Raw genomic sequence first — 19,530 nt, 5'->3', positions numbered from 1 at the left:
CCTTGCTGATGTCCACTCCGGCCCAGATCTCGGGCACAGTCCCCTCGGCCGATTCGTCGCTTCACTGCAGTTCCGCAGACGACTCCGCCCACGTTGCCCTACAGAGCGATCGAGTCGCGTATCGCAATCAGCGGTCGAGTCGTCGCGGGGCTCCGGGCGGCCAAGTCTTTTGAGCCCCCGGACGGCGACAAGCCGGCAGCCATCCCGTCGGCTGCCGGCCCCAGCCCCGCTACCGCCCCCGGGCCCCTCGTGGCAGCCCTGGCCGCCGGCCTCAGACAGGAAGCGTTCACCTCGCTGACCTGGCGGCAGGGCTCGCGCGGCGCGTTACGTTCCGGCTTCGCCGCCGTGCGCGTCCGCCCGGCCGGCAAGGGCGTCGNNCGGCCGGGCAGGGCTGGTGGGACGGGATGCTGCCCGACTGTCGGCTGAGGCGGGGGAGTCCGCCGGCCTTCTACTGGAAGCTCTCGACGCACTGCTGACCCGATACTCCACGGCGTTGGGAGAGCACCAGATTCAGCGGCCGTACTGAGTAGCGGGACTCTCGGCTTGGGGAGTCACCGGTGCCCGCGGGGGTCGAAGGTGCTCTGCCCCGGTCATACTCCGGGTGAGGGGAGCTTGCGGAGCGGCCCCTCGACGCTCCTGGCTACCGCTGTTGACCGCTCGGCTGGGCATGGATGGGGCACGAGACCGGGAGCGGAGCCTCGGACGAATCAGAGGGAGATGATCCGCACGTGATTGCCACAGAGTTTTGTCATGTCGTCGCTGTCGGACGTCAGCAGTGCGACCGGCCTTGGCTGGCGCAGTGCGACTTCGGCCACGGTTGCGTCGATGGCGTACTTGTGGCCGTGTAGTCCGGCTTCCTTGAGGAGCTCCGCAGCGGCCTTTGCGGCCTGCTCGGTGACCGGTTCGACCTTGATGCGTGACAGAGTCCAGTTGAGGCGTGGAAGGTTGGTACGCGAGTGGCTGACCTCCACGATGGTATTTGCTCCGATGGCGAGGTCGGCGCCCATCTCGTGGAACGCCTGTAGCAGTGCGAGGAATTTTCGGTCCTGCGTGATCCAGGCCGAAAGTCCCTCGGAGTCCAGGACAACGGTCTCGATGCGCTCGCTCATGCGGCGTCCGTGTTCTTGGAAGGGGCAAGGGCACCGAAGATCTTCGACCGGGCCTCCGCCAGCTCCTCGTCGCTGAACTTGCCGTGCTCTTCTTCATGGCGTCGTAGGTCGTCACCCAGCAGCTGGTGCCGGATCTGGCGCGCTACTGCTTCCGCTACGTAGCTGGAGACGTTGTCTGTGAGCTTGCGAAGCTCTGCCACCTGGTCGCTGGGCAGGGTGACAGTGATACGAGTCGTTGAGGACATGCGGCAAGCATACTGGAGTATGCGCTCAATGGCGTGAGTGTGATCGCCGCTCCCGGGTGCACGTCAGGACAGTTCGATTTCCCGGAGTGAGGCAGCGCAGGAGTGGGAAGTAAGGGATGGACCCCGGACCTACCCTGACCTGGCAGTTCCGGGGCCCATCCCTTGATCGACGCTGTGCCCCCGGCAGGATTCGAACCTGCGACACCCGCTTTAGGAGTTCGATCGCTGCTCGGCACGGGCGGGGGAACTACCGGGCATGCCGTTCTTGCGGGACCGTCAAGGAGTGCTGGCATCCGGTTCCGTTGATGTCACTCGTGGATCTCAGGACGGTGTGACCGCAGGTGCTCGCTGGCACGATGGCCCCGTGATTGACCTGGAGCGCATCAGAGCCGAGCGCATGGCCTACTTCCGAGCACTTGATGAGAGTGCCACCTTGCGGCACTACTTCCGTCATGCTGACGATGACGGCGGCCTGTGGTTCTTCGAGGCGGTCCCTGACCGCGGTGAGTTGACCGTCACCAAGCAAGCCGAGTTGACTCCGGCCGGCCAGCTCCACCGGTACAGCTGGGAGCACCTGGAGGACAAGCACGGTTTCCTGACAGACCGGGCGATCGACCCGGAAGAGGATCCGCTGGAGGCCATCTCGGCCGAAGAGTTTCAGAGGGTATGGAGCCGGTGAGGTTGGCGGACAACCTCTGTAGGAGCTTTTCGTGATCAAGTAGCTGATCTGTGGAAACACGCTTTGGTGCTTCTCAGTGTTCGCAGGGCTTCCCGCTTCGTGTGTGCTGGATCCGCCCCGGGCGGCCGTCGACCCGATGGCGAGCCCGAACTGGACGGATATCCGCTCTGGCCGCAGAGGTGTAAGCGGGTCGGCAGGAACCCGTAGCCTGGGGTCGATAGTGCTACGCAACCTGATCAATGTGGAGGGGATGCCGATGACCACAGCTCCCAGCGGTGTGCCTCACCCGCAGTCCCAGTCGACGCATCCGTTGCGGACCATCCGTGACATCCGCGAGTCCCTGCCCGAGGATCAGCGTCGGCACTTCGACACGGAACTTGCCGACACGGAGATCGAGGCGCTACCCGCGATGCTCTACCGCTGGGTGACGCTGAGCAACGACGGCTTCGAGGAGTTTCTGCTCTCCACTCCGTTCGAGGGTCTGGAGTTCGGCGCCCGTTCCTACGATGAGCAGCCGGACGCCGAGTGATCTACCTGCTCGACACCAACGTTGTCGCCGAACTCACCACTCGTACGAAACCGGACCCGCGCGTCATGGCCTGGTTCCGGTCCACAGCCAGGCCTGACCGCTTCCTGAGCGTGATCACCGTTGCTGAGATCGAGGCAGGGGTGGCCGCCAGCCCGGACCCCGTACGGCAGGCCCGTTACGCCAGAGCTCTCGCTGCGGTACGCCACGAATACCGTGACCGCATCGCGTCGATCGGGGAGCCGGAAGCGGCCGCCTACCTCGCGATCCACAAGATGCTCAAGGCCACCGGCACCAGCATCGACCCACCGGACGCCCTGATCGCCGCCACCGCCCTGGCCAACAGTTGGACGGTAGCCACCCGCAACATCAAGCACATGGCTCGGACCAGGGCCCTGGTGGTCAATCCGTGGGAGCAGCAACCGTAGGTGTTTTCGCGGGCCGCGATGCCAGCTCAGCGCTGCACGGCGCGAGGGTCCAGCCGGTCTCGGACAGTCCTGGTCGCGCCTGCTCGCACCCAACACGACCTATGCGTTTGTTCCTGACCGGTTCCCCCCCCGGGAGGGGAGGGTATCTGGTGTGCCCATGTTGCCCAATGGACGTATAGCGGGGCACACGGAATGCCCGAGGTGAGCGTCTTTCGTACATGCCACCCCTAGGAGAAACATGCGTACCGGCACGACAGCCACCATGACGGTCGGCCTGCTACTCGTCGTGCTCACCGTGTGCGGCAACAGTGACCATGAGGGCAAGTCAGTGGAGACGCCTGAGACGAAGGAGTTCTCCAGGGCGCCGGCCTACACCGTGATGAACAAGATCGAGATATCCGGGGCCGGCAGTGTGGACCTCGTCATTCCGACCGCCACTGCGGACAGCGCCAAATCAGCCATATACGACTACGCCAAAACAATCGACGGCCCGCTGAATTACGGCATCAATGTGATACGAAACAAGGCTGACAACGGCATCGAGGACGACGTCTGTCATGGCGAGTGGGTCAAAGATGAGCAGGCTGCCCAGGTGCATATGGGCGGCCGCGTCACCTCGGACACCTGGCCTGCCATCGGAATGTACTGCTCTGGCCCCAAGGGTTGACCCACCAACCAGGCCCGACTGTGCCTCATTCGTGATCGGGCCAAGGCGGGGAGCAGAGCCTGGAGTTCGGCTGCATCTTCCCCACGGTGCTGGCCGCCAGGGCCGGTTGAGGGAACGGCCACCGCTCCCTCAACTGCACCGATCAGTCCGCCAGCCTCCGGGTGACCCGGTTGCACAACGCCCGGCATGGCAGGCCACGCTCCTCACTGCGGCCGGGGTCGCACTCGCGTTAATGTCGGACGGGGATACCAAAGAGCACCTACGACATATCGCAGGTGGTCTTGCCCCTGGTGCCCCCGGCAGGATTCGAACCTGCGACACCCGCTTTAGAAGTTCGATCACCGGGGCCTCACAGCACTCGGAATCGCGGGTTGGGAGGCCATCGTCCGCCACTCGGGGCTGCTGTTGTCCACCGTCGTTGATGTCAGGTGTGGATGTCAGAAGGGGAGTTGTTCCGGCTCCTCAGAGATTCGCCGTGCGAACTCGTTGACGACCTGCGGTACGACTCGTTGGGCGTCTTCATGCTGCAGTGCTTCGAGGAGGGCTTGCCGGACCGTCGTGTACGGCTGTCCGGCATGAGAGGAACGGGTCTGGCTGACCGCCCGCTCGACCTTCGCCAGATGGGCCGCCACTATCGGCATCGCCTTGTCGTACTCGCTCGGGTCGGTGGCCATGGGACCAGCCGATCAGGCCATCCCTACGAGGTCAAGGCGGGCGGTAGACCATCAGCTTGGGAAGCTGCGGGCGTTTGGAGCTGTTCCGGGCGCTGACCTGGGGGAACGGTCGGGTCGAGGCGTCGTCGGGTGGGACGGCTTTCCCCGTGGTTCCCCGCTGTTCCCCGCACGATCTGGTGCGCTTGTGGTGCGGTGAGCGGCTACTGGGCGTGCGGTCACCGACGGGCGCGTGAGACAGGGGCTGTCGGCTCAGGATCATCGAGCACCTTGGCAGCCGCATTGAGGAAGCCTTCTGCTCCGGCCTGAAGCGCCCGGAGTTTCCCGTCTGCTTGTCTGATCGCATCCATTTCCGGAGATGGCCTTGATTGGAGGATGGCTACTTCGTCAAGGATTATGTGGGCCAATAGGTCGAGCTGGTAGGCTAGCCGGTAAATTGAAGGAGGGCCTTCGACTTGCACAACCCCTCTTGCTCGCCTAATGGGTTCCATCACTTCACTTGCCGCTCGCCGGGCCTCATGGAGAGAAGTGGGAACATGAGCAGGCGTTAGCGCGCCTTGCAGGGACATGTCTTCCATAACGTCCCAGTTCTTGTTGTACACGTCTTCTATTAGGGCGTGAAAGGCCAGGTAGGCGTCCCGACGCACCTGCCGCCGCCATTGCGCGTGCTCAGCTCGTGCCTGGATCCTTGCCTGCTTGACTGCTGCCCCAAAAGCCAATCCAGCACCGGTAGCGCTGGCAGCTGCGCCGATAGCTGCTCCGGCTAGAGCCGCAAGTCCCTCGTCCATGGCAGCCAAGGGTATGGCCGGAATGAGCTCGATGGAGGGGTAATTGGCTAGGGCGGAGCTCTGGCAATTATGAAACCCGTCGTGCAGCGACGTCACCGAGGGTGCGAGGTTCGTCTGTGCCGCAGCCGACGAAAGCCAGCCACGACGCCGGGTGCGCCAACCGATCAGGCGCGCGTGTGCCTCGCGGCACCCCTACCGGTCTCAGCCACGCTATTGGTGCCGTCGACCAGAGTAAGCCGGGACAGCAGAACCGGTTCTCAGCCGGGGATCGGAGGGTCGGTGGACGCGTGCTGCTTCTCTCAGATGTCCCTCATCGGCTGCCGCAGCCTGCCGGTTTGCAGCAGTCAGCCGGCGATCTCAAGCCGTGCCACCCCTCATGTGCGTGCTCGCTCCAGAGGGCATTTGTGCTCTGAACTGGGCAAACATCAGACCCAAGACCCGTATGACGTTAGTCCCTGCTCGTTATGGTCCGGCTGTGGTGCACTGCACTGGAACCTAAGGGCATCGCCGTTGTACGATGTAGGCGATCCGCGGGGCGTGAGCCCACCGGAGGGGTTGGCTCGGAGGCCTCCGAATCAACCCAGCTTCGCTCAGTGCTGGCAGTGATTAAGTGGCGCGACTATGTTGGTCGAGCCCCGAAGTTCTCTTCGGTTGCGGTCCACTGGTACCGCTGCTTACGAGCTGAGCTAAGAGAGAGCGCTCGACAAATTAAGATCTTATGTAAATGCCTCACCATAAATTGTGGTGAGGCATTTTTATGTGAGAGGCGGAATCACTTAAGGCCAAACCCTTTTGCTCCTGTTCTTTCCATTTCCTTGGCCAGGTCTAATATATCCATCGGGATAGATATTGCAGTACGAGTTGCTCCCGGGAAGTTTCCAAACCTCGTGAGCGGTGGTGATCCGCTCGTCTCCGTTTTTTCGTGTGACATCCCAGTGATATCCCATGGGTATCTCAACACCGTTTACGCGCAGAATATCTCTTCCATGCAGCGCTTTGGGATTTGCCCACTCGCGGCGGCATCGATCGAAGCGTGTCGCTCCCCCGCCAAAACGGGATCGGAATTCGCGAAGTTGTGCTACATCTTCCAGATTTTCCCAATTTCCCTCTGCATCAAAGATGTGTAGCGGGAGCATGCGAGGGTCGTGCACATCAGTGGTGTAGTAAGCTGCTTTCAGCGACCCGAGTTCATCAATGAATGTTACGCATTCGGTAGGGGAGCGAAAGATGCGGAAGAATGATTTGTAGCGAACGAACCCTTCTAGACTGATCAGCTGCTTTTTTCTTACTGGAATGCTGCTTGGGTCGCGTCTGATGAAGCATCCGATGTTGGACATCGTGATTACAGGGATCCGGTGAATCTGTTCATATAGGTCTCTGGCGTGCTCGATTCTGACTAGATTAAACGGTCGCCCGGAGTTCTCCCCACCTGCCACCTTGACTAACTCTGTCCGGCGGACAATGAATTCTGCCCTCTCGGCCTTGCATTTATTCTCGATGACTTTTCGAATTTCGGTCTGCTCTCTACTTTCGCGCCCGGAAGGAGGGGAAAAGAAGTGCACCGAAACTTGCTCAGAGGCTTGAGGACGTGCTGATCCGCTCACAGGCCCCCCTGCCTGCCGAGGCCGAGCCGGAGGCCAGCCTCTCCACCACCGTATGCACGTAGTACTGCAGAAGGCGGGAGATTAATTGCCTTGAGTTCATCCTCGGTCATGTTCTTAACGCACCGCAAGATGAACTCTCGAAGCTGAGCCACGCCTACGGGGGTGGCACTTCGACTTGTGGTGCGCTGCTGCACCATATCGTCAGGCATCAAGAGCGAATTATCGCGGAACCATTCTCTCAAGAGCTTCACAACGCGGTTGTTGAGATGCTCGTTCCACAGGCTCCTCGCCTGAAGAGGTAGATTATTAGTGGGTAGCCTCACGGTGACCCAATTTTCTAGCTGCTCGCCTTCTTGTTCGCTGAGTGAGATTTTCTCTGGCAGGGTTTCTTGAAAATTCCTTCGCCAATTATCCATTTCCTCGCTCGAAATTGTTGGAAATTTAGGAAGGGGGCCGAGGGTGGCTGAGTCGTTAGCGATTGCCTGCTTTCCGTCCCAGTAGTAACTTCTGCCTGAGCGGTAATCCATTACAGCGCGCCATAGGTCGGGTCGGATTCGTCCTTGACTGGCGATTGGGAGTTTTGCGTTCTCGGTAACCGAGGTGGTAATTAGTTTGACTTTTGGCGGGATAGCCGAATTGTCAAGGGCTAGTAGGTCTGGATATGCCTTGACAAAAGAGGCGATATCGCGGGCTCCGTAATCGCTTTCTTTGAAAGCGCGCCCGGTGATGTCTAGCAGGCGATTTTTCAGGACAGCAGTAGTCATCTCGGTCCAGTTCAGTCGACCGCTCCGCCTGGCCGATTCGAAGGCTTGAGCGACTAGCTCTCTTCCGTTATCTTGCACGTGTGTGGGATCGTCGGTAGCAGACTGCTCATCGGTCATGTGCGGGATTGTCGCTCATCTGCATACGAAAATCAGCTGCTTGATGAAGCTGTCATCGGGGTTGGTGTGCGTGGCACAGGCGCCGGCCGGGCTGGAGCGGGGCGGAGACACGAGCGTAGGCCCGGGCGGGGGCCGGGCCACGCGCGGGGAGCGGAGCGAGCCGCCTTGAACCAGTAGAGAGAGTTGTAACTCAGTCGGACTGCTGGGGCTTGAAGTCGTATGCGCAGGCTGGGAGTTCGGTGCCCTGCCGGTGTGCGAGTGGCAGGATGAGGACTGGGCGGATCGTCCAGGTGATGCGGGTGCTGGCCTGGGTCACTGAGACTGCGCAGGGCTGCATCCGTAGGAGCGCTCGTCGGGTCTCTATGCGTCCCTCGTACAGCCATGCCCAAGCTTCGTCGGACGCGTCGACGTCGAGTGCCGGTGAGATCGTGCGGAGCGCGACGGCTACCCACCTGTCGGCTTGTGGTGCCGAGTGTGCGTCGAAGGATGCTCGGAGCTCTGGCACCGTTCCCTCGGCGAGGTCTTCCGTCCAGCACTCGCACCAGTAGCCCCACCGCGGCTCGTCCGTCAGCATGGGTGGCCTCCTGGGCGGACTCCGGTGAAGAGTTCAGCGGTGACAGTGTGGCCGCCGTCGCTGTTGTGGACCACCACCCGGTGTGCGAGTGCGTTGACCATGCCCAGTCCTCGGCCGTGTTCGGCGTCTTGGTCCTGGTGCTCCTCTCACAGCGGGAGTTCCGCGAGCACGCGCGGGTGTCCTTCGCCAAGGTCGCCGAGTACCAGAAGCGCGGGGCTGTCCACTTCCACGCCGTCATCCGCATTGACGGTCCCGAGGGCGGCGACACCCCGCCTCCCGCCTGGGCCACCGCCGAACTGCTCACCGATGCTATCCGCGCCGCCGCGACCGCTGCCCGCGTGGACGGCCCGGTCATCGACAGCCGTGCGCACGTCTTCGCCTTCGGCCGCCAGCTCGACGTACGCACCATCCGCGGTGCCGACTTCGACGGCGGCCAGGAACTCACCGACCGGGCTGTTGCCGCGTACATCGCCAAGTACGCCACCAAAGGTGCTGAAGCGGCCACGGGAACTCTCGACCGCCCGCTCAAGTTCCTCGCCGAACTGGCCCAACTCGACATCAGCGAGCACGCCCGGCGCCTGGTGCGTACGGCCTAGACCCTCGGCGCCCGCAAGGACCTCGAAGAACTCCGGCTCCGGGCCTGGGCCCACATGCTCGGCTTCCGCGGTCACTTCTCCACCAAGTCCCGCCGCTACTCCACCACCCTCGGCGCCCTCCGCACCGCCCGCGCCGACTGGCGCCGCGCACAGGTCGCGGAGGCCACGACCGGCATCGAGGGCGCGACCGACGAGAGCACGACCCTCGTCCTCGCCCACTGGGTCTACGCCGGAACCGGCCTCACCGACGCCGAAGCGTGGCTTGCCGAAACCCTCGCACCCGCCCCCGGAACCGAAGGAGAACCGACGCATGCGTGATGACGAGCTGCTGACCGTGGCCGAGGTCATGGCGCGACTCAAGCTCGGCCGGTCGACCGTCTACGACCTGATCCGCTCTCGTCGGCTCCCTTCGATCACCATCGGCCGATGCCGCCGCATTCCGGCGCGGGCCCTCAGCGACTACATCTCCCACGAAATGGAGGCGGCTGCCTGATGGCCAGTCAGCGCAAGCGCAACCCGAACGGGGCGGGCACCATCACCAAGCGCAAGGACGGCCGCTTTCAGGCTGCCGTCTATGTGCTCCAGCCGGACGGCACCCGGGCCCGGAAGTTCGCTTACGGCAAGACCTGGGCCGAGTGCGACGCCATGCGCCGGGAGCTGCTGGCCAAGGTCGACCAGGGCGTACCCGTGCCGACCCGTTCGGCCGAGCTCTCCGAGTGGCTGCCGTACTGGCTGGACAACGTGGTCAAGCCTCGGCGGAAGCTCAGTACGTACGACAAGTACGAGTCGCACGTACGGCTCTATCTGGTGCCGCTTCTCGGTGCGAAGAGGCTCGAATCCCTCGGCGTCGCGGACGTGCGCCGGTTCCTCGTCCGGCTGGAGAAGGAGGCCACCGCGGCAACGGCCAAGGAGTCGCACCGTGTTCTTCGCTCCGCGTTGTCCTCGGCTTGCCGCGAGGAGCTGATCGCGCGCAACGTGGCCAAGCTCGTCGAGCCTCCTCGTACGGACAACCGGGAGCTGAGCCCCTGGACTCTCGACGAGACGTTGGACTTCCTCGCGGCGTCCCGCCGGGACCCGCTCTACGCGGCCTTCGTGCTGGCCATCACCATGGGGCTGCGTCGAGGAGAGATCATCGGCCTCCGCTGGTCTGACCTCGACCTCGAAAACCGCGTCCTCCACGTCCGTCAGCAGACCCAGCGTCGCCGTGGCGTCCTGTACGACGACGACCCCAAGAGCCACCGTCGCCGCGTCGTCCCGCTGCCCGCGCTCTGCATCGCTCCGCTGCGCTGGCACCGGATGAGGCAGTCCGCCGCTCGCGCCAAGGCGGGGGAGCGGTGGCAGGAATCGGAGTACGTCTTCACCACTCGCACCGGCCACCAGGTCGAGCCGCGGAACGTCTACCGCTCCTTCACCCGCGTCGCCGAGTCCGCCGGCCTTCGCGTGATCCGGTTGCATGACGCTCGGCACGGCACGGCGACTCTCCTCACTGCGGCCGGAGTCGCGCCCCGCGTCGTGATGGAGATCCCGGGGCACTCGCAGATCAGCATCACCATGGACGTCTACACGCACGTCGTGCAGGACACCCAGCGCGAGGCCATCAGCCACATGGACCGGCTGCTCAAGCGGCGGCCGATTGCGAGTGACCGTCCTCGTTGATGTCAGAAGTGGATGTCAAAGGCCCCAGACCATGATCGGTCCGGGGCCTTTTGGCTGGTGCCCCCGGCAGGATTCGAACCTGCGACACCCGCTTTAGGAGAGCGGTGCTCTATCCCCTGAGCTACGAAGGCGGGGATCTGTCGGAAAACGTGTCTGAGATTGGTGCCCAGGTGGGCGGGCCAAGGCAGACGGGACCCCGACAGTGTTGTGGCGGCCTAGCCGACGCACGGCTGTGCCACCGCCGTCAGTGTAGCGCGTGGCCTTTCGGTGGTCGGCCCGTCAGTCAGGTCTGCCGCTGAGAGGCGGCCTGCGTCGGAGGCTGGCCTCGGTCGGGCGCCGGATGGCGTGAGTGTCAGTCGGGCTGTGGGTCAGGTCGCGAGACCCACCGGCTTGCGGGCCGTGATCCGGGTCGTGGGGTTGTTGACCCATGCGCAACCGATGTAGATGAGCGGGGCGGCGTTGGCGGCGTTGGCGCCGTAGGCGGGTACGCATTCATGATCATTGAGTTGGCCGTGCGTTGCGTTACGTTGCGCTGTAGCCGGGCTCTCCTGAACATCTCAATCGCCATGACCCAGCACCGGCGATGCTCCTCACCGGAGCCGACAACCGCTGTCAGCGAAGTTGGAGGTGCAGGGGTCCCTTTCGGGTGCCGGGTGTGCGCAATGTGTTGCCCTCACCAGATGGGACGCAACGGGGGGATCGAGTCTCCGGCCAAGGTTCGGATGATCGCCGCGAGTTCAGCTCGTGGAATTTGCAGGCCGACGTCGTGCAGTTGCTTGGTCAGCTGTGCTTCCAGCTCGTGCAGGATCCTCCCGGCTACGGCGAGGTGTTCCAGCGCCTTCGCCGTCAGTACGACGAGCTTGCGCCGACCACCGGCGGGGTGTGGCTGACGCTCGACGTATCCCCGCTTCTCCAGGTCGTCGATGATCTGGCCGGCTGCCTGCTTGGTGACCCCGAGTTGCTCGGCGAGTTCGCTGCTCGTGGCGCCGGCACCGTGGAGCACCTGGAAGACGAGGCCGTGGATGGGGCGGAGTTCGGCGTAGCCGACAGCGTCCAGGCGGCTCACGAACTCGGAGAGGACCAGTTGGAAGGCCATCCCGAGCAGGAAGGTGAGCTCGACGGGCTCGACGGGCTCGACGGGCTCGACGGGATCGACGGGATCGACGGGATCGACGGGATCGTGGGTCTCCATCGGGTCATCTTGACACACGTAAGTAAAGTAGTTTTACTCGCTGCGAGTAAAGGAACTTTACAGGGGGGGATCCATGTACGTGGTCAGCGAGAGCGAACAGCGAACGACGAACACGCCCGCCGGCTCGGTGTTCGGCTTGGCAGGTCCCAGCCGGGGCAGTGCCGAGGTCAGCACCTGGCGTGTGGAGCTCGGCGCAGATGCGTCCACCCCGGTGCACATCATCGACCGCGAGCAGGTGTGGATGCCCCTGTCCGGCGAATTCGAGGTCGAGGTGGACGGCAAGACCGAACAGGTCAAGGCGGGCCAGGCGCTCATTCTTTCCGCGGGCACGGTGCGACAGCTCAAGACCGTCGGAGGGCCCGCGGAAGCGCTGGTCGCCATGGCCGTCGGGGGCAAGGCCATGATGCCGGGCAGCGACAACAAGATCCCGCTTCCCTGGGCGGAGTGACATCCCTCCCCTGAACAGCCCGACCAGGCCAACCCCAGATGGATCCGGTCGGGCTGTTCGTCGCTCCGGGCCTTGGTCGGCTGCCCGAGCGTGAGCGCGAAGCCGGAGACGCCGGCCATCAACCGCAACTCCACCGATGGCAGTTATGAACCCCGAGGTCCGCAGCGGGCGCCGCCGGGCGATCCTGGCTCTGAAAAGAGATGCCTTCCTTGCGGAGCGAGATGCGCAGGCTCTCGTGGCTGCTGTCGTCGACCACCCCCTCGGTGACCAGGAAGTCGGCCGGGTTGGTCAGACTCCAGGTCGAGAACGGCAAGTCGTGCTCGGTCGGCTTGGACTTGGCGAGCTTCTTGATCTCGCGGCGCTCGGGCAGCGTGAACATCTGCGGTCGGCCGCCGGAGTACTTCGGACACAGTGAGTCGAAGCCGTTCATGTTGAAGTTGCGGATCATGTCCCGGGCCCGGTCGTCGCTGGTGAACGACACCTCGGCGATTCTCGCCACCGGCATGCCCTGCGCGGACAACAGCACCATCTGGGCCCGCCGCCACGTCACCACCGTTCAGGCCCGGTCCGCCGCGCGGGGAGCCACCCACGCGGCGGACAGTCACGAGGTAAACGTGGTCAGCGCGTGGGTCAGTTCGGCGTCGTACTGATCAGCGTCGAAGTAAGTCGAAGTAAAAGGCCGGGGGCGCGCGACATCCACCGGCACATGCCAGTCGGACCACTCCACGATCCCACCGTGCCGCTGCACGAACACGGACAAGTAGCCACAGCATCCGCCGGTGCACTCGGGCTCACCCAGTACTGCACGACGTCCCCCGCCGGTCGCCCAGAGCGGCCCCGGGCCGGCGACCGGCAGTGCCTCCTCGACAAAAGGGCCGCGGCCTCCCTCTCCGATCGCCGCAGCCACCACTTCCTCGCCATCGATCCGGAAAGACAACTGGGCAGCCCATCGGGGTCCCGGTGGTAACACGCTGACCTCAAGCCGATTGAACACCCAAGCAATCTACGTGTACCGGCCGCCGCAGTTCCGTTCCTACGACTGGATGCAGGCGTCTGGCCGGCTGCCCGTCGACGCCCGAAGAGGCGAACGTTGCCTGAGGCGGCCCTCACTGCTTAAGTCGCAACGTGAAGGCCACCTGATGGTGCGGGTGACCCGTGTCGGATGCGTGATGTGTGCTGGCATCCGGGCCCGATCGGTCCGCTCACTGGACAGCCCTTAGGGGCGCCAGTTTCCGTTCAACTCCGCGTAGGTCTCACCGCTGACCTTCTTGCCGTTGTACTTGCCGGCGAAAGCTGCCGTGGCTTCCTGGTAGCCCCCCTCGGGGGTCTCGCTCTGGACTTCCTGTGCCGGGGTGCCGGTGACCCATACGGCGAGCTCCGTGCGCAGTTGGGGAATGCGGACCGTCCAGCGGGTGGGATACGTCTGACCCGTTTCCGGACTCACCCACGGCTTGGAGGCGTCCTTCGCAAGCGGTTCGACGTCGACCACGTCGTAGGAACCGTCCGGGTGAAGAACCGTCGCCCAACTGTCCTCGGACTTCTCCCCCACCGCATCCCAGATGGCGACCTTGTCACCGTTGGGCATGCTGAGGTTCATCCACGTCCACCGGGTCAGGGCCTGCGGCAACTCGCCCCACTGCCTGTCCAGCCAGGAAGTTCCCCTTATCCTGTGCTTCTTGTTGCCGATGGCGAGCGTTCCGGACGTCCGCATCTCCGGAAGCGCGAACTCGTAGGCCGGCACATCGGCCAAGTTGAAAAGGCCGGTCGATGCGTAGTTCAGGGCGGGGCCGGTGGACTCCATGTCGACATCGAGGGATCCGAAGGGCGTGTCGACCTTTACTGACTGGCGGTCCGCGTTGCCCGTCCAGCTCAGTCCCGGCGCCTTGATGTCGAGCTTTCCTTCGGTCCACCGATAGTCGTCCGCCGCGACGACGGCTTCGTAGTCGTCGTGCCATCCAGTGGTCTTGTCGGTCACCGCGAACGTCCAGCGGTACGCGACCTCGTCAATGTTCGGGAGAACCCGCGTCTGCACCTGAATGCCGAAGTCGTGACCGTTCGCCTTCACCGAACTGGTGAAGTAGATCGAGTCGAACCAGGTCGGTTCCGATCCGCGCGGCTGCCGTCCCAGGTCGGTCACGGGATCGACCATTGCCGGTATTCCCGACGTGCTGGAAGCCGTGTCGGAGGCCGAGGTGGAGCCGGCCTTCGGTGGCGCCGACGGGCTTGCCGCCTGCGCCGAGTAGCTGACAAGAGTACCGAGCACCAATGCTCCTGCGGTGGCCAGGCCTGCCACCCGGCGCCTGTTTCGAGACGTGGTCATGGAGTTCCTCCTTGCAGCAGAGGTGAGTGAGGGCGTCACTCACCCTTGGTCTTGGCGTGCTTGGTCTGGCGTGTTTGGTTTTGGTTTTGGTGTGTTGGTTTGCGTTGTTGTCGGTATTTCGCACGGCGTCTTCGGCGGTCGGCGGTCGGCGACGGTCGTCGCATTGCCGCGCGCTTCCCGTCCCCCAGCCGCTGTGACGGCCGGGTCGTCGCCAACCGCTACGAAAAGCATTCGGGCGCACCGGGTACGTCGACGGAGCCGTAGACGGCCGCCGTCTTCGGCGCGGTCATTGGGGTATTGAGGCATCGGGCGTCGAGGTCATCCCATTATTTGTTTGGGATGCGAACAACTTCCATGTTGGTTTGTAATCCAAATAATGTCAAGGCTCTCGACTGTGGGCTCCCGACTGCGCCGCGGACCCGCGCAACCCCTAAGGGCTGTCCCGTACGTCGGCCGGCCGGATCGACCTGGCTCCGCGACGGGGCACCGGCCGCGATCGACGTCTCCTCCGCGTCCCGGCATGCGCGGTTCGGTAGATCAGTCGGCCCCGCTCGGAAAGTGGCCTCTGGCCATCAGTGGCAGCGGTGGCAGCGGTGGCAGCGGTGACAGCGGTGACAGTGTTCGACAGCGGCGACAGTGTTCGGCAGCGAACTCTCGCCGGAGTGGTCAGTGGGGCTGGACCGTGATCGCTCAGCGCCAGTCCGGCGTCCCCGACGCCGACGCCGGCGGAAGTGCGCTCTCGATCTTCGATCGGGTCTCCCGCATCACCGCGACCACCCGGGCCTCGTGCGCGTCGCTGAGTCGGGCCACCGGGACCGAGCAGCTGATGGCGTCCGTTGCCGGGGAGTCGTAGCGCAGGGCGAAGCCGAAGCCCGCGATACCCGTCACCGTCTCCTCGCGGTCGACCGAGTAGCCGCGCTTACGCACCACCGCGAGGTCCGCGAGCAGGGTGCCGCGTTCGGTGTGCGTGTTCTCGGTGAGCGCAGTCAACGTGCCCTCGGGGAAGGTGAGTTCGTTGTCGGGGCGCTCGGCGAGCAGTGCCTTGCCGAGGGCGCCCGCGTGGGCCGGGACCCGGCGGCCGACCCTGCTGATGGTGCGCAGGTACTCGTGGGACTCGCGGGTCGCGAGGTAGACGACGTCCGGGCCGTCCAGCCGTGCCAGGTGGATCGTCTCGCCGAGCGCGTCCGAGGCCTCGTCGAGGTAGGGGCGTACCACGCGCACGTGCGGGTCGCTGTCGAGGTAGCTCGTGCCCGTGAGCAGGGCGCGGATCCCGATGCCGTAGAGGGACCCGGTCGTGTCGGAGCGCACCCAGCCGCGGTCGACGAGGGTCTGGAGCAGCTGGTACATGCTGCTGCGCGGTACGTCGAGTTCCTCGGCCAGTTCGTCCAGGCGGGCGGGCCGGTCGCCGCGGGTGGCGAGCAGTTCCAGCAGCTCGACCGTGCGGGCCGCCGATTTCACTTCGCGGACTCCGCTGCTCTCCGGCATGGCCTCATCGTAATTCGCGGTGTCCCGCCCATTGACCCGTTCGGTTCACCGACCTAGCCTCTGTTCTCATACATATACTTCATCTGCATATGGAGATAGTCTAGAGGTGGAGGTAGCGGTGGGTATGGGAATCGAGAGGTCTTCGGTACGTATGAGTCAGCCGACTGTCGTCGAGTTCGCCGTCTATCCCGTCGCCGGCCGCGACTGCATGGAGCTGAACCTCTCCGGCGCGCACGGCCCCTACTTCACCCGCAACGTCGTGGTTCTCAAGGACTCCGAAGGCCGTACGGGGCTCGGAGAGGTGCCCGGCGGCGAGAAGATCACCCGGACGCTGCGGGACGCCGAATCCCTGGTCGTCGGCGCGAAGGTCGGTGACTACAAGCGCGTCCTGCGGGCGATCGGGGACCGCTTCGCCGACCGCGACTCGGGCGGACGCGGCGCCCAGACCTTCGATCTGCGCACCACTGTGCACGCCGTCACGGCCGTCGAGTCGGCGCTGCTCGACCTCCTGGGCCAGCACCTCGACGTACCGGTCGCCGCCCTGCTCGGCGACGGTCAACAGCGGGACAGCGTACGAGTGTTGGGCTATCTCTTCTACGTCGGTGATCCCGGTCGCACCGATCTGGAGTACGTCCGTGAGCCCGACTCGGACGTCGACTGGTACCGCGTCCGGCACGAGGAGGCGCTCACCCCCGAGGCGATCGTCCGGCAGGCCGAGACCGCCTACGACCTGTACGGCTTCCGGGACTTCAAACTCAAGGGCGGTGTCCTGGCGGGCCCGGACGAGGTCGAGGCCGTACGGGCGCTCAAGGGCCGTTTCCCCGGGGCGCGGATCACCCTGGACCCGAACGGCGCGTGGTCGCTGCGCGAGGCCGTCGAACTGTGCGCGCCCCTGGTCGGCACGCTCGCCTACGCCGAGGACCCCTGCGGCGCGGAGGACGGTTACTCGGGGCGGGAGATCCTGGCGGAGTTCCGCCGCGCGACCGGTCTTCCGACGGCCACCAACATGATCGCCACCGACTGGCGGCAGCTGACCCATGCCCTGGCGCTCCAGTCGGTGTCCATCCCGCTGGCTGACCCGCACTTCTGGACGATGCAGGGATCGGTACAGGTGGCCCAGCTCTGCAACGCGATGGGCCTGACCTGGGGCTGCCACTCCAACAACCACTTCGACATCTCGCTCGCCATGGTCACGCACTGCGGGGCCGCGGCGCCGGGTGAGTACAACGCCCTGGACACGCACTGGATCTGGCAGGAAGGGCTGGAGCGGCTCACCGTCAGCCCGCCCCGCATCGTCGACGGCGAGATCGCCGTGCCGGACGCCCCCGGGCTGGGCGTCCAGCTCGACATGGACCGGCTGCTCGCGGCCCATGAGCTGTACGTGAAGAAGGGGCTGGGGGCTCGCGACGACGCGGTGGGGATGCGGTACCTGGTGCCCGACTGGCGGTTCGACGCGAAGCGGCCGTGTCTTGTGCGGTAGGGCTCCGCCGGCTTGGTGTGCGTCTGCGGGTGCGGGTGCGTCGTGGCTGGTCGCGCAGTTTCCCGCGCCCCTGAAAGCGGGGCTGCGCCCCGGCTTTCGTCTTTTGGGGGCGCGGGGAACTGCGCGACCAACCCCCACCCACCCGCACCCGCAGACGCAACCCACACGTCAGAGCACCGCAGGTTCCCGCGTCGCGGGAACCGTCCCGCCGACATTCCCCCCGCTCGCGATCGGGATGCTCGACAGCACCTCCGCCGGCAGGTCGAACGCGTCGACCAGGGTCATCAGGTGCGGTGCGAGTTCCGCCATGACCATGTCGACGGCCTTCGGCAGGGCGCGTACGTGATCCGCCGTGAGCAGGCCTTCGGCGAGCAGGTCGCCGGTGTGCTCGCCGAGCTGCTTGAGCAGGAACAGCCGGCACAGGTTCCGCATCAGGTGGCCGGCCCGGGGGTCCGTCGTCAGGGCGACCGCGGCCAGGAACGCGTCGGCCGCCCGGAGGCGGGCGTGCGCGGAGACCATCTCCAGGGCGGCGTCCGAGGTCACGTTCCAGCGGCCGACCGGATCGCCCGAGGGGCCCTCGCGCAGGGCGGTGCGCGCCCGCTCCTGCCAGATGCCCTCGACCTCGGCCAACAGGTCCCGGAGGAACGGAAGTTCGGTGAGTTCGCGGTCCCCGAGATCGTCGGTTCTGTCCGGCGGCCGTGTCACCTGGTGGCCGAAGACCATTTCGGCGGCGGCCTTCACCCAGATCACCAGGTTGTCGCCCTCGGCCGTGATGCCGCCCTCGATGTTGAGGGGAAGGTCGGCCAGGCCGTTGGCCGGGAACAGGCCCTGCGCGCCGCAGCGTTCGCGGCACTCGATGGTGATCGCCCGCGCCTGCCAGGTGATCCAGCCCTTGGCGACGGCCACCTCGCGCTCCATCTCCGCCCGTTCCTCCGCCCGGGTCTCCGTTCGGTCCTCCACTCGGTCCTCCGCCCGGTCTTCTGCCCGGTCCTCTGCGGTCTGCGCGGCGAACCGCCGCACCGTCGACCGGTGCAGGAACGTCATCGCGTACGCCGAGGCCAGCGCGTGCAGCAGCCTGCCGTGGTGGCTGCGATGGGCGGCCAGCGGTACGCGCTCGCCCGCCTTCGGGCCGGCCAGGAAGCGGCTGTACGCGTACCGCACCGCGATCGTCAGCGCCGCGCGGGACATGCCCAGCGTGCCGGCGCTCATGCAGAGCTTGCCCATGGTGACGCGGTTGATGGAACGCAGGAGCCGTTTGCGCCTGTTGCCGAGGCTGCTGGTCAGCGTCCCGTCGGCGGACAGCCGCCCGTGCCCGGCCTCCAGCAGCGCCGTACGCGGCAGCCACACCCCGTCGAACGCGGTCAGGCAGTGGTCGACCGGGGTGCCGGTGCGTTGGGGCAGCCGGCGGACCCGTACGCCTGGGAGATGACCGCTCTCGTCGCTGAGCGGGGTCAGGAAGAGGAACGTCCCCCGGTCCTCGCCGTCGACGACGAGGCGGGCCGCGACCACGGCCGTCTTGGGGCCGCCGGTCAGGCTGGTGTTGGGCATGAACTTCTGCGCGCCCTCGGTGGGCGTGGTCAGGTGGAAGCCGCCCGTGTCCCGGTCGAACACCGCGACCGTCTCCATCGACGCCACGTCGTTGCCGTGCTCCAACTCGGTGCAGAGAAACGTTCCTGTGTGCCGTAGAGACGTAAAGGCGGACAGGTCCCGGCTCCGGCCGCCGTCGTGGTCGAGGACGCTGCCGAGGAAGAGGTTGTAGTGGATGCTCGCGAGGGTGGTCAGGCCGCCGTCCACCGGCCCCGTCCACTCGTGCAGCCCCGCGAGGCGGTACGGGTCGGTCGCCAGCTCCACCGGATCGCCCGCCGCCTCGTTCAGCAGCCGCAGCCGCTCGTACGAGAGGGCCGTCCGCTCCTGCGGCGGCAGCTCCGCGCGGTAGGCGAACTCCTCGCCGGAGACGAGCCGGCGCCAGGCCCCGTGGACGCGTTCGCGGTCGGCGCCCTCGAAGAGGAGCCGGGCCAGTTCGTCGGCGACGGGGTGGGTCTTCGCGTGTGCGGGCACGGTCATCGAACTCCCCAGGCTGTGGGATCGGTTGGATGCGGACCACTGCCCACCGAAGATACGTACCAACCGGTTTTGTTTTCAAGGGCGCCAGGGGTGCCGGGGGTGGCGCGGGGGGCTCGC

21 protein-coding genes, 1 tRNA gene and 3 pseudogenes are annotated in these 19,530 nt (G+C 65.4%); 10 read left to right on the top strand and 15 right to left on the bottom strand.

Annotated features, from left to right (window positions below; all coding sequences use genetic code 11):
- Positions 1–394: 394 nt before the first annotated feature.
- Positions 395–526, top strand: coding sequence for a DUF6959 family protein (locus AOK01_RS46615; protein WP_425424756.1), 132 nt, complete (start codon positions 395–397; stop codon positions 524–526).
- A 181-nt stretch (positions 527–707) separates the two neighbouring features.
- Here AOK01_RS46615 and AOK01_RS23620 read toward each other — a convergent pair whose 3' ends face one another.
- Both AOK01_RS23620 and AOK01_RS23615 read right to left on the bottom strand, forming a co-directional pair.
- Positions 708–1,109, bottom strand: coding sequence for a PIN domain-containing protein (locus AOK01_RS23620; RefSeq protein ID WP_055514921.1), 402 nt, complete (start codon positions 1,107–1,109; stop codon positions 708–710).
- Positions 1,106–1,354 carry a type II toxin-antitoxin system CcdA family antitoxin gene (locus AOK01_RS23615; protein ID WP_055514919.1) on the bottom strand — a complete coding sequence of 83 codons (249 nt, stop codon included), beginning with the start codon at positions 1,352–1,354 and terminating at the stop codon, positions 1,106–1,108. Before AOK01_RS23615 ends, AOK01_RS23620 begins: the two co-directional genes overlap by 4 nt.
- Positions 1,355–1,718: 364 nt before the next feature.
- Between AOK01_RS23615 and AOK01_RS23610 the strand changes: the two genes are divergently transcribed.
- The 4 genes from AOK01_RS23610 (at position 1,719) to AOK01_RS23595 (ending at position 3,654) form a co-directional block, all read left to right on the top strand.
- Entirely contained in the window at positions 1,719–2,033 is a 315-nt protein-coding gene (locus tag AOK01_RS23610) for a hypothetical protein (RefSeq protein WP_245702382.1), read from the top strand.
- Between the two features lie 256 nt (positions 2,034–2,289).
- Entirely contained in the window at positions 2,290–2,562 is a 273-nt protein-coding gene (locus AOK01_RS23605) for a hypothetical protein (RefSeq protein WP_055514928.1), read from the top strand.
- Positions 2,559–2,987: a type II toxin-antitoxin system VapC family toxin gene (locus AOK01_RS23600; RefSeq protein ID WP_055514916.1), complete on the top strand. Its 429-nt coding sequence runs from the start codon at positions 2,559–2,561 to the stop codon at positions 2,985–2,987. Before AOK01_RS23605 ends, AOK01_RS23600 begins: the two co-directional genes overlap by 4 nt.
- Before the next feature lie 238 nt (positions 2,988–3,225).
- Positions 3,226–3,654, top strand: a complete 429-nt coding sequence (locus tag AOK01_RS23595; protein WP_055514914.1) for a hypothetical protein — start codon at positions 3,226–3,228, stop codon at positions 3,652–3,654.
- 437 nt (positions 3,655–4,091) lie between these two features.
- Here AOK01_RS23595 and AOK01_RS23590 read toward each other — a convergent pair whose 3' ends face one another.
- From AOK01_RS23590 to AOK01_RS45315, 6 genes and pseudogenes are all read right to left on the bottom strand, one after another.
- On the bottom strand, positions 4,092–4,328 hold the full coding sequence (locus AOK01_RS23590; RefSeq protein WP_055514912.1) for a hypothetical protein: 237 nt from the start codon (positions 4,326–4,328) through the stop codon (positions 4,092–4,094).
- A gap of 215 nt (positions 4,329–4,543) precedes the next feature.
- Positions 4,544–5,113: a hypothetical protein gene (locus tag AOK01_RS43700; protein ID WP_157871457.1), complete on the bottom strand. Its 570-nt coding sequence runs from the start codon at positions 5,111–5,113 to the stop codon at positions 4,544–4,546.
- A gap of 776 nt (positions 5,114–5,889) precedes the next feature.
- Positions 5,890–6,675, bottom strand: a complete 786-nt coding sequence (locus AOK01_RS43695; RefSeq protein WP_157871455.1) for a hypothetical protein — start codon at positions 6,673–6,675, stop codon at positions 5,890–5,892.
- A 38-nt stretch (positions 6,676–6,713) separates the two neighbouring features.
- Positions 6,714–7,598, bottom strand: coding sequence for a hypothetical protein (locus AOK01_RS43690; RefSeq protein ID WP_157871453.1), 885 nt, complete (start codon positions 7,596–7,598; stop codon positions 6,714–6,716).
- Positions 7,599–7,788: 190 nt separating this feature from the next.
- Complete coding sequence (locus AOK01_RS23585; RefSeq protein ID WP_055514910.1) at positions 7,789–8,172, bottom strand: hypothetical protein; 384 nt, start codon at positions 8,170–8,172, stop codon at positions 7,789–7,791.
- A pseudogene (locus AOK01_RS45315) lies at positions 8,166–8,315 on the bottom strand (ATP-binding protein); the annotation flags it as partial. The pseudogene AOK01_RS45315 and the gene AOK01_RS23585, both read right to left, overlap by 7 nt.
- Here AOK01_RS45315 and AOK01_RS23580 point away from each other — a divergent pair.
- The 3 genes and pseudogenes from AOK01_RS23580 to AOK01_RS23570 all read left to right on the top strand — a co-directional run.
- Positions 8,316–9,086: pseudogene (locus AOK01_RS23580) on the top strand (replication initiator); the annotation flags it as partial. It lies immediately after the preceding pseudogene.
- Positions 9,079–9,261, top strand: a complete 183-nt coding sequence (locus tag AOK01_RS23575; RefSeq protein ID WP_055514908.1) for a helix-turn-helix domain-containing protein — start codon at positions 9,079–9,081, stop codon at positions 9,259–9,261. The pseudogene AOK01_RS23580 and the gene AOK01_RS23575, both read left to right, overlap by 8 nt.
- Positions 9,261–10,424, top strand: a complete 1,164-nt coding sequence (locus AOK01_RS23570; protein ID WP_107099896.1) for a tyrosine-type recombinase/integrase — start codon at positions 9,261–9,263, stop codon at positions 10,422–10,424. The genes AOK01_RS23575 and AOK01_RS23570 overlap by 1 nt, the downstream gene beginning before the upstream one ends.
- Before the next feature lie 55 nt (positions 10,425–10,479).
- On the opposite strand, the gene AOK01_RS23565 is transcribed toward AOK01_RS23570, so the two are convergent.
- Positions 10,480–10,555, bottom strand: a tRNA-Arg gene (locus AOK01_RS23565).
- A gap of 542 nt (positions 10,556–11,097) precedes the next feature.
- Entirely contained in the window at positions 11,098–11,520 is a 423-nt protein-coding gene (locus AOK01_RS23560) for a MarR family winged helix-turn-helix transcriptional regulator (RefSeq protein WP_055514924.1), read from the bottom strand.
- Between the two features lie 169 nt (positions 11,521–11,689).
- Between AOK01_RS23560 and AOK01_RS23555 the strand changes: the two genes are divergently transcribed.
- Positions 11,690–12,064 carry a cupin domain-containing protein gene (locus AOK01_RS23555; protein WP_055514905.1) on the top strand — a complete coding sequence of 125 codons (375 nt, stop codon included), beginning with the start codon at positions 11,690–11,692 and terminating at the stop codon, positions 12,062–12,064.
- Positions 12,065–12,254: 190 nt separating this feature from the next.
- Here the strand turns inward: AOK01_RS23555 and AOK01_RS45310 are convergent.
- From AOK01_RS45310 to AOK01_RS23535, 4 genes and pseudogenes are all read right to left on the bottom strand, one after another.
- Positions 12,255–12,620: pseudogene (locus AOK01_RS45310) on the bottom strand (helix-turn-helix domain-containing protein); the annotation flags it as partial.
- 45 nt (positions 12,621–12,665) lie between these two features.
- The gene (locus AOK01_RS23545) at positions 12,666–13,058 is read right to left on the bottom strand and encodes a hypothetical protein (RefSeq protein WP_055514901.1); all 393 of its coding nucleotides are present in this window, start codon (positions 13,056–13,058) and stop codon (positions 12,666–12,668) included.
- A gap of 222 nt (positions 13,059–13,280) precedes the next feature.
- On the bottom strand, positions 13,281–14,384 hold the full coding sequence (locus AOK01_RS23540; protein WP_055514899.1) for a lipocalin family protein: 1,104 nt from the start codon (positions 14,382–14,384) through the stop codon (positions 13,281–13,283).
- 690 nt (positions 14,385–15,074) lie between these two features.
- A complete protein-coding gene (locus AOK01_RS23535; protein WP_055514897.1) occupies positions 15,075–15,869 on the bottom strand; it encodes an IclR family transcriptional regulator in 795 nt (264 codons plus the stop codon).
- 151 nt (positions 15,870–16,020) lie between these two features.
- Here AOK01_RS23535 and AOK01_RS23530 point away from each other — a divergent pair, with 151 nt between their 5' ends.
- On the top strand, positions 16,021–17,349 hold the full coding sequence (locus AOK01_RS23530) for an enolase C-terminal domain-like protein (RefSeq protein ID WP_055514895.1): 1,329 nt from the start codon (positions 16,021–16,023) through the stop codon (positions 17,347–17,349).
- A 168-nt stretch (positions 17,350–17,517) separates the two neighbouring features.
- Here AOK01_RS23530 and AOK01_RS23525 read toward each other — a convergent pair whose 3' ends face one another.
- Positions 17,518–19,413: an acyl-CoA dehydrogenase family protein gene (locus AOK01_RS23525; protein WP_055514893.1), complete on the bottom strand. Its 1,896-nt coding sequence runs from the start codon at positions 19,411–19,413 to the stop codon at positions 17,518–17,520.
- Between the last annotated feature and the right edge of the window lie 117 nt (positions 19,414–19,530).

It is taken from the genome of Streptomyces aurantiacus, from assembly GCF_001418335.1.
Lineage (GTDB): Bacteria > Actinomycetota > Actinomycetes > Streptomycetales > Streptomycetaceae > Streptomyces > Streptomyces aurantiacus.
This window is presented reverse-complemented; position numbering and strand designations above follow the sequence as displayed.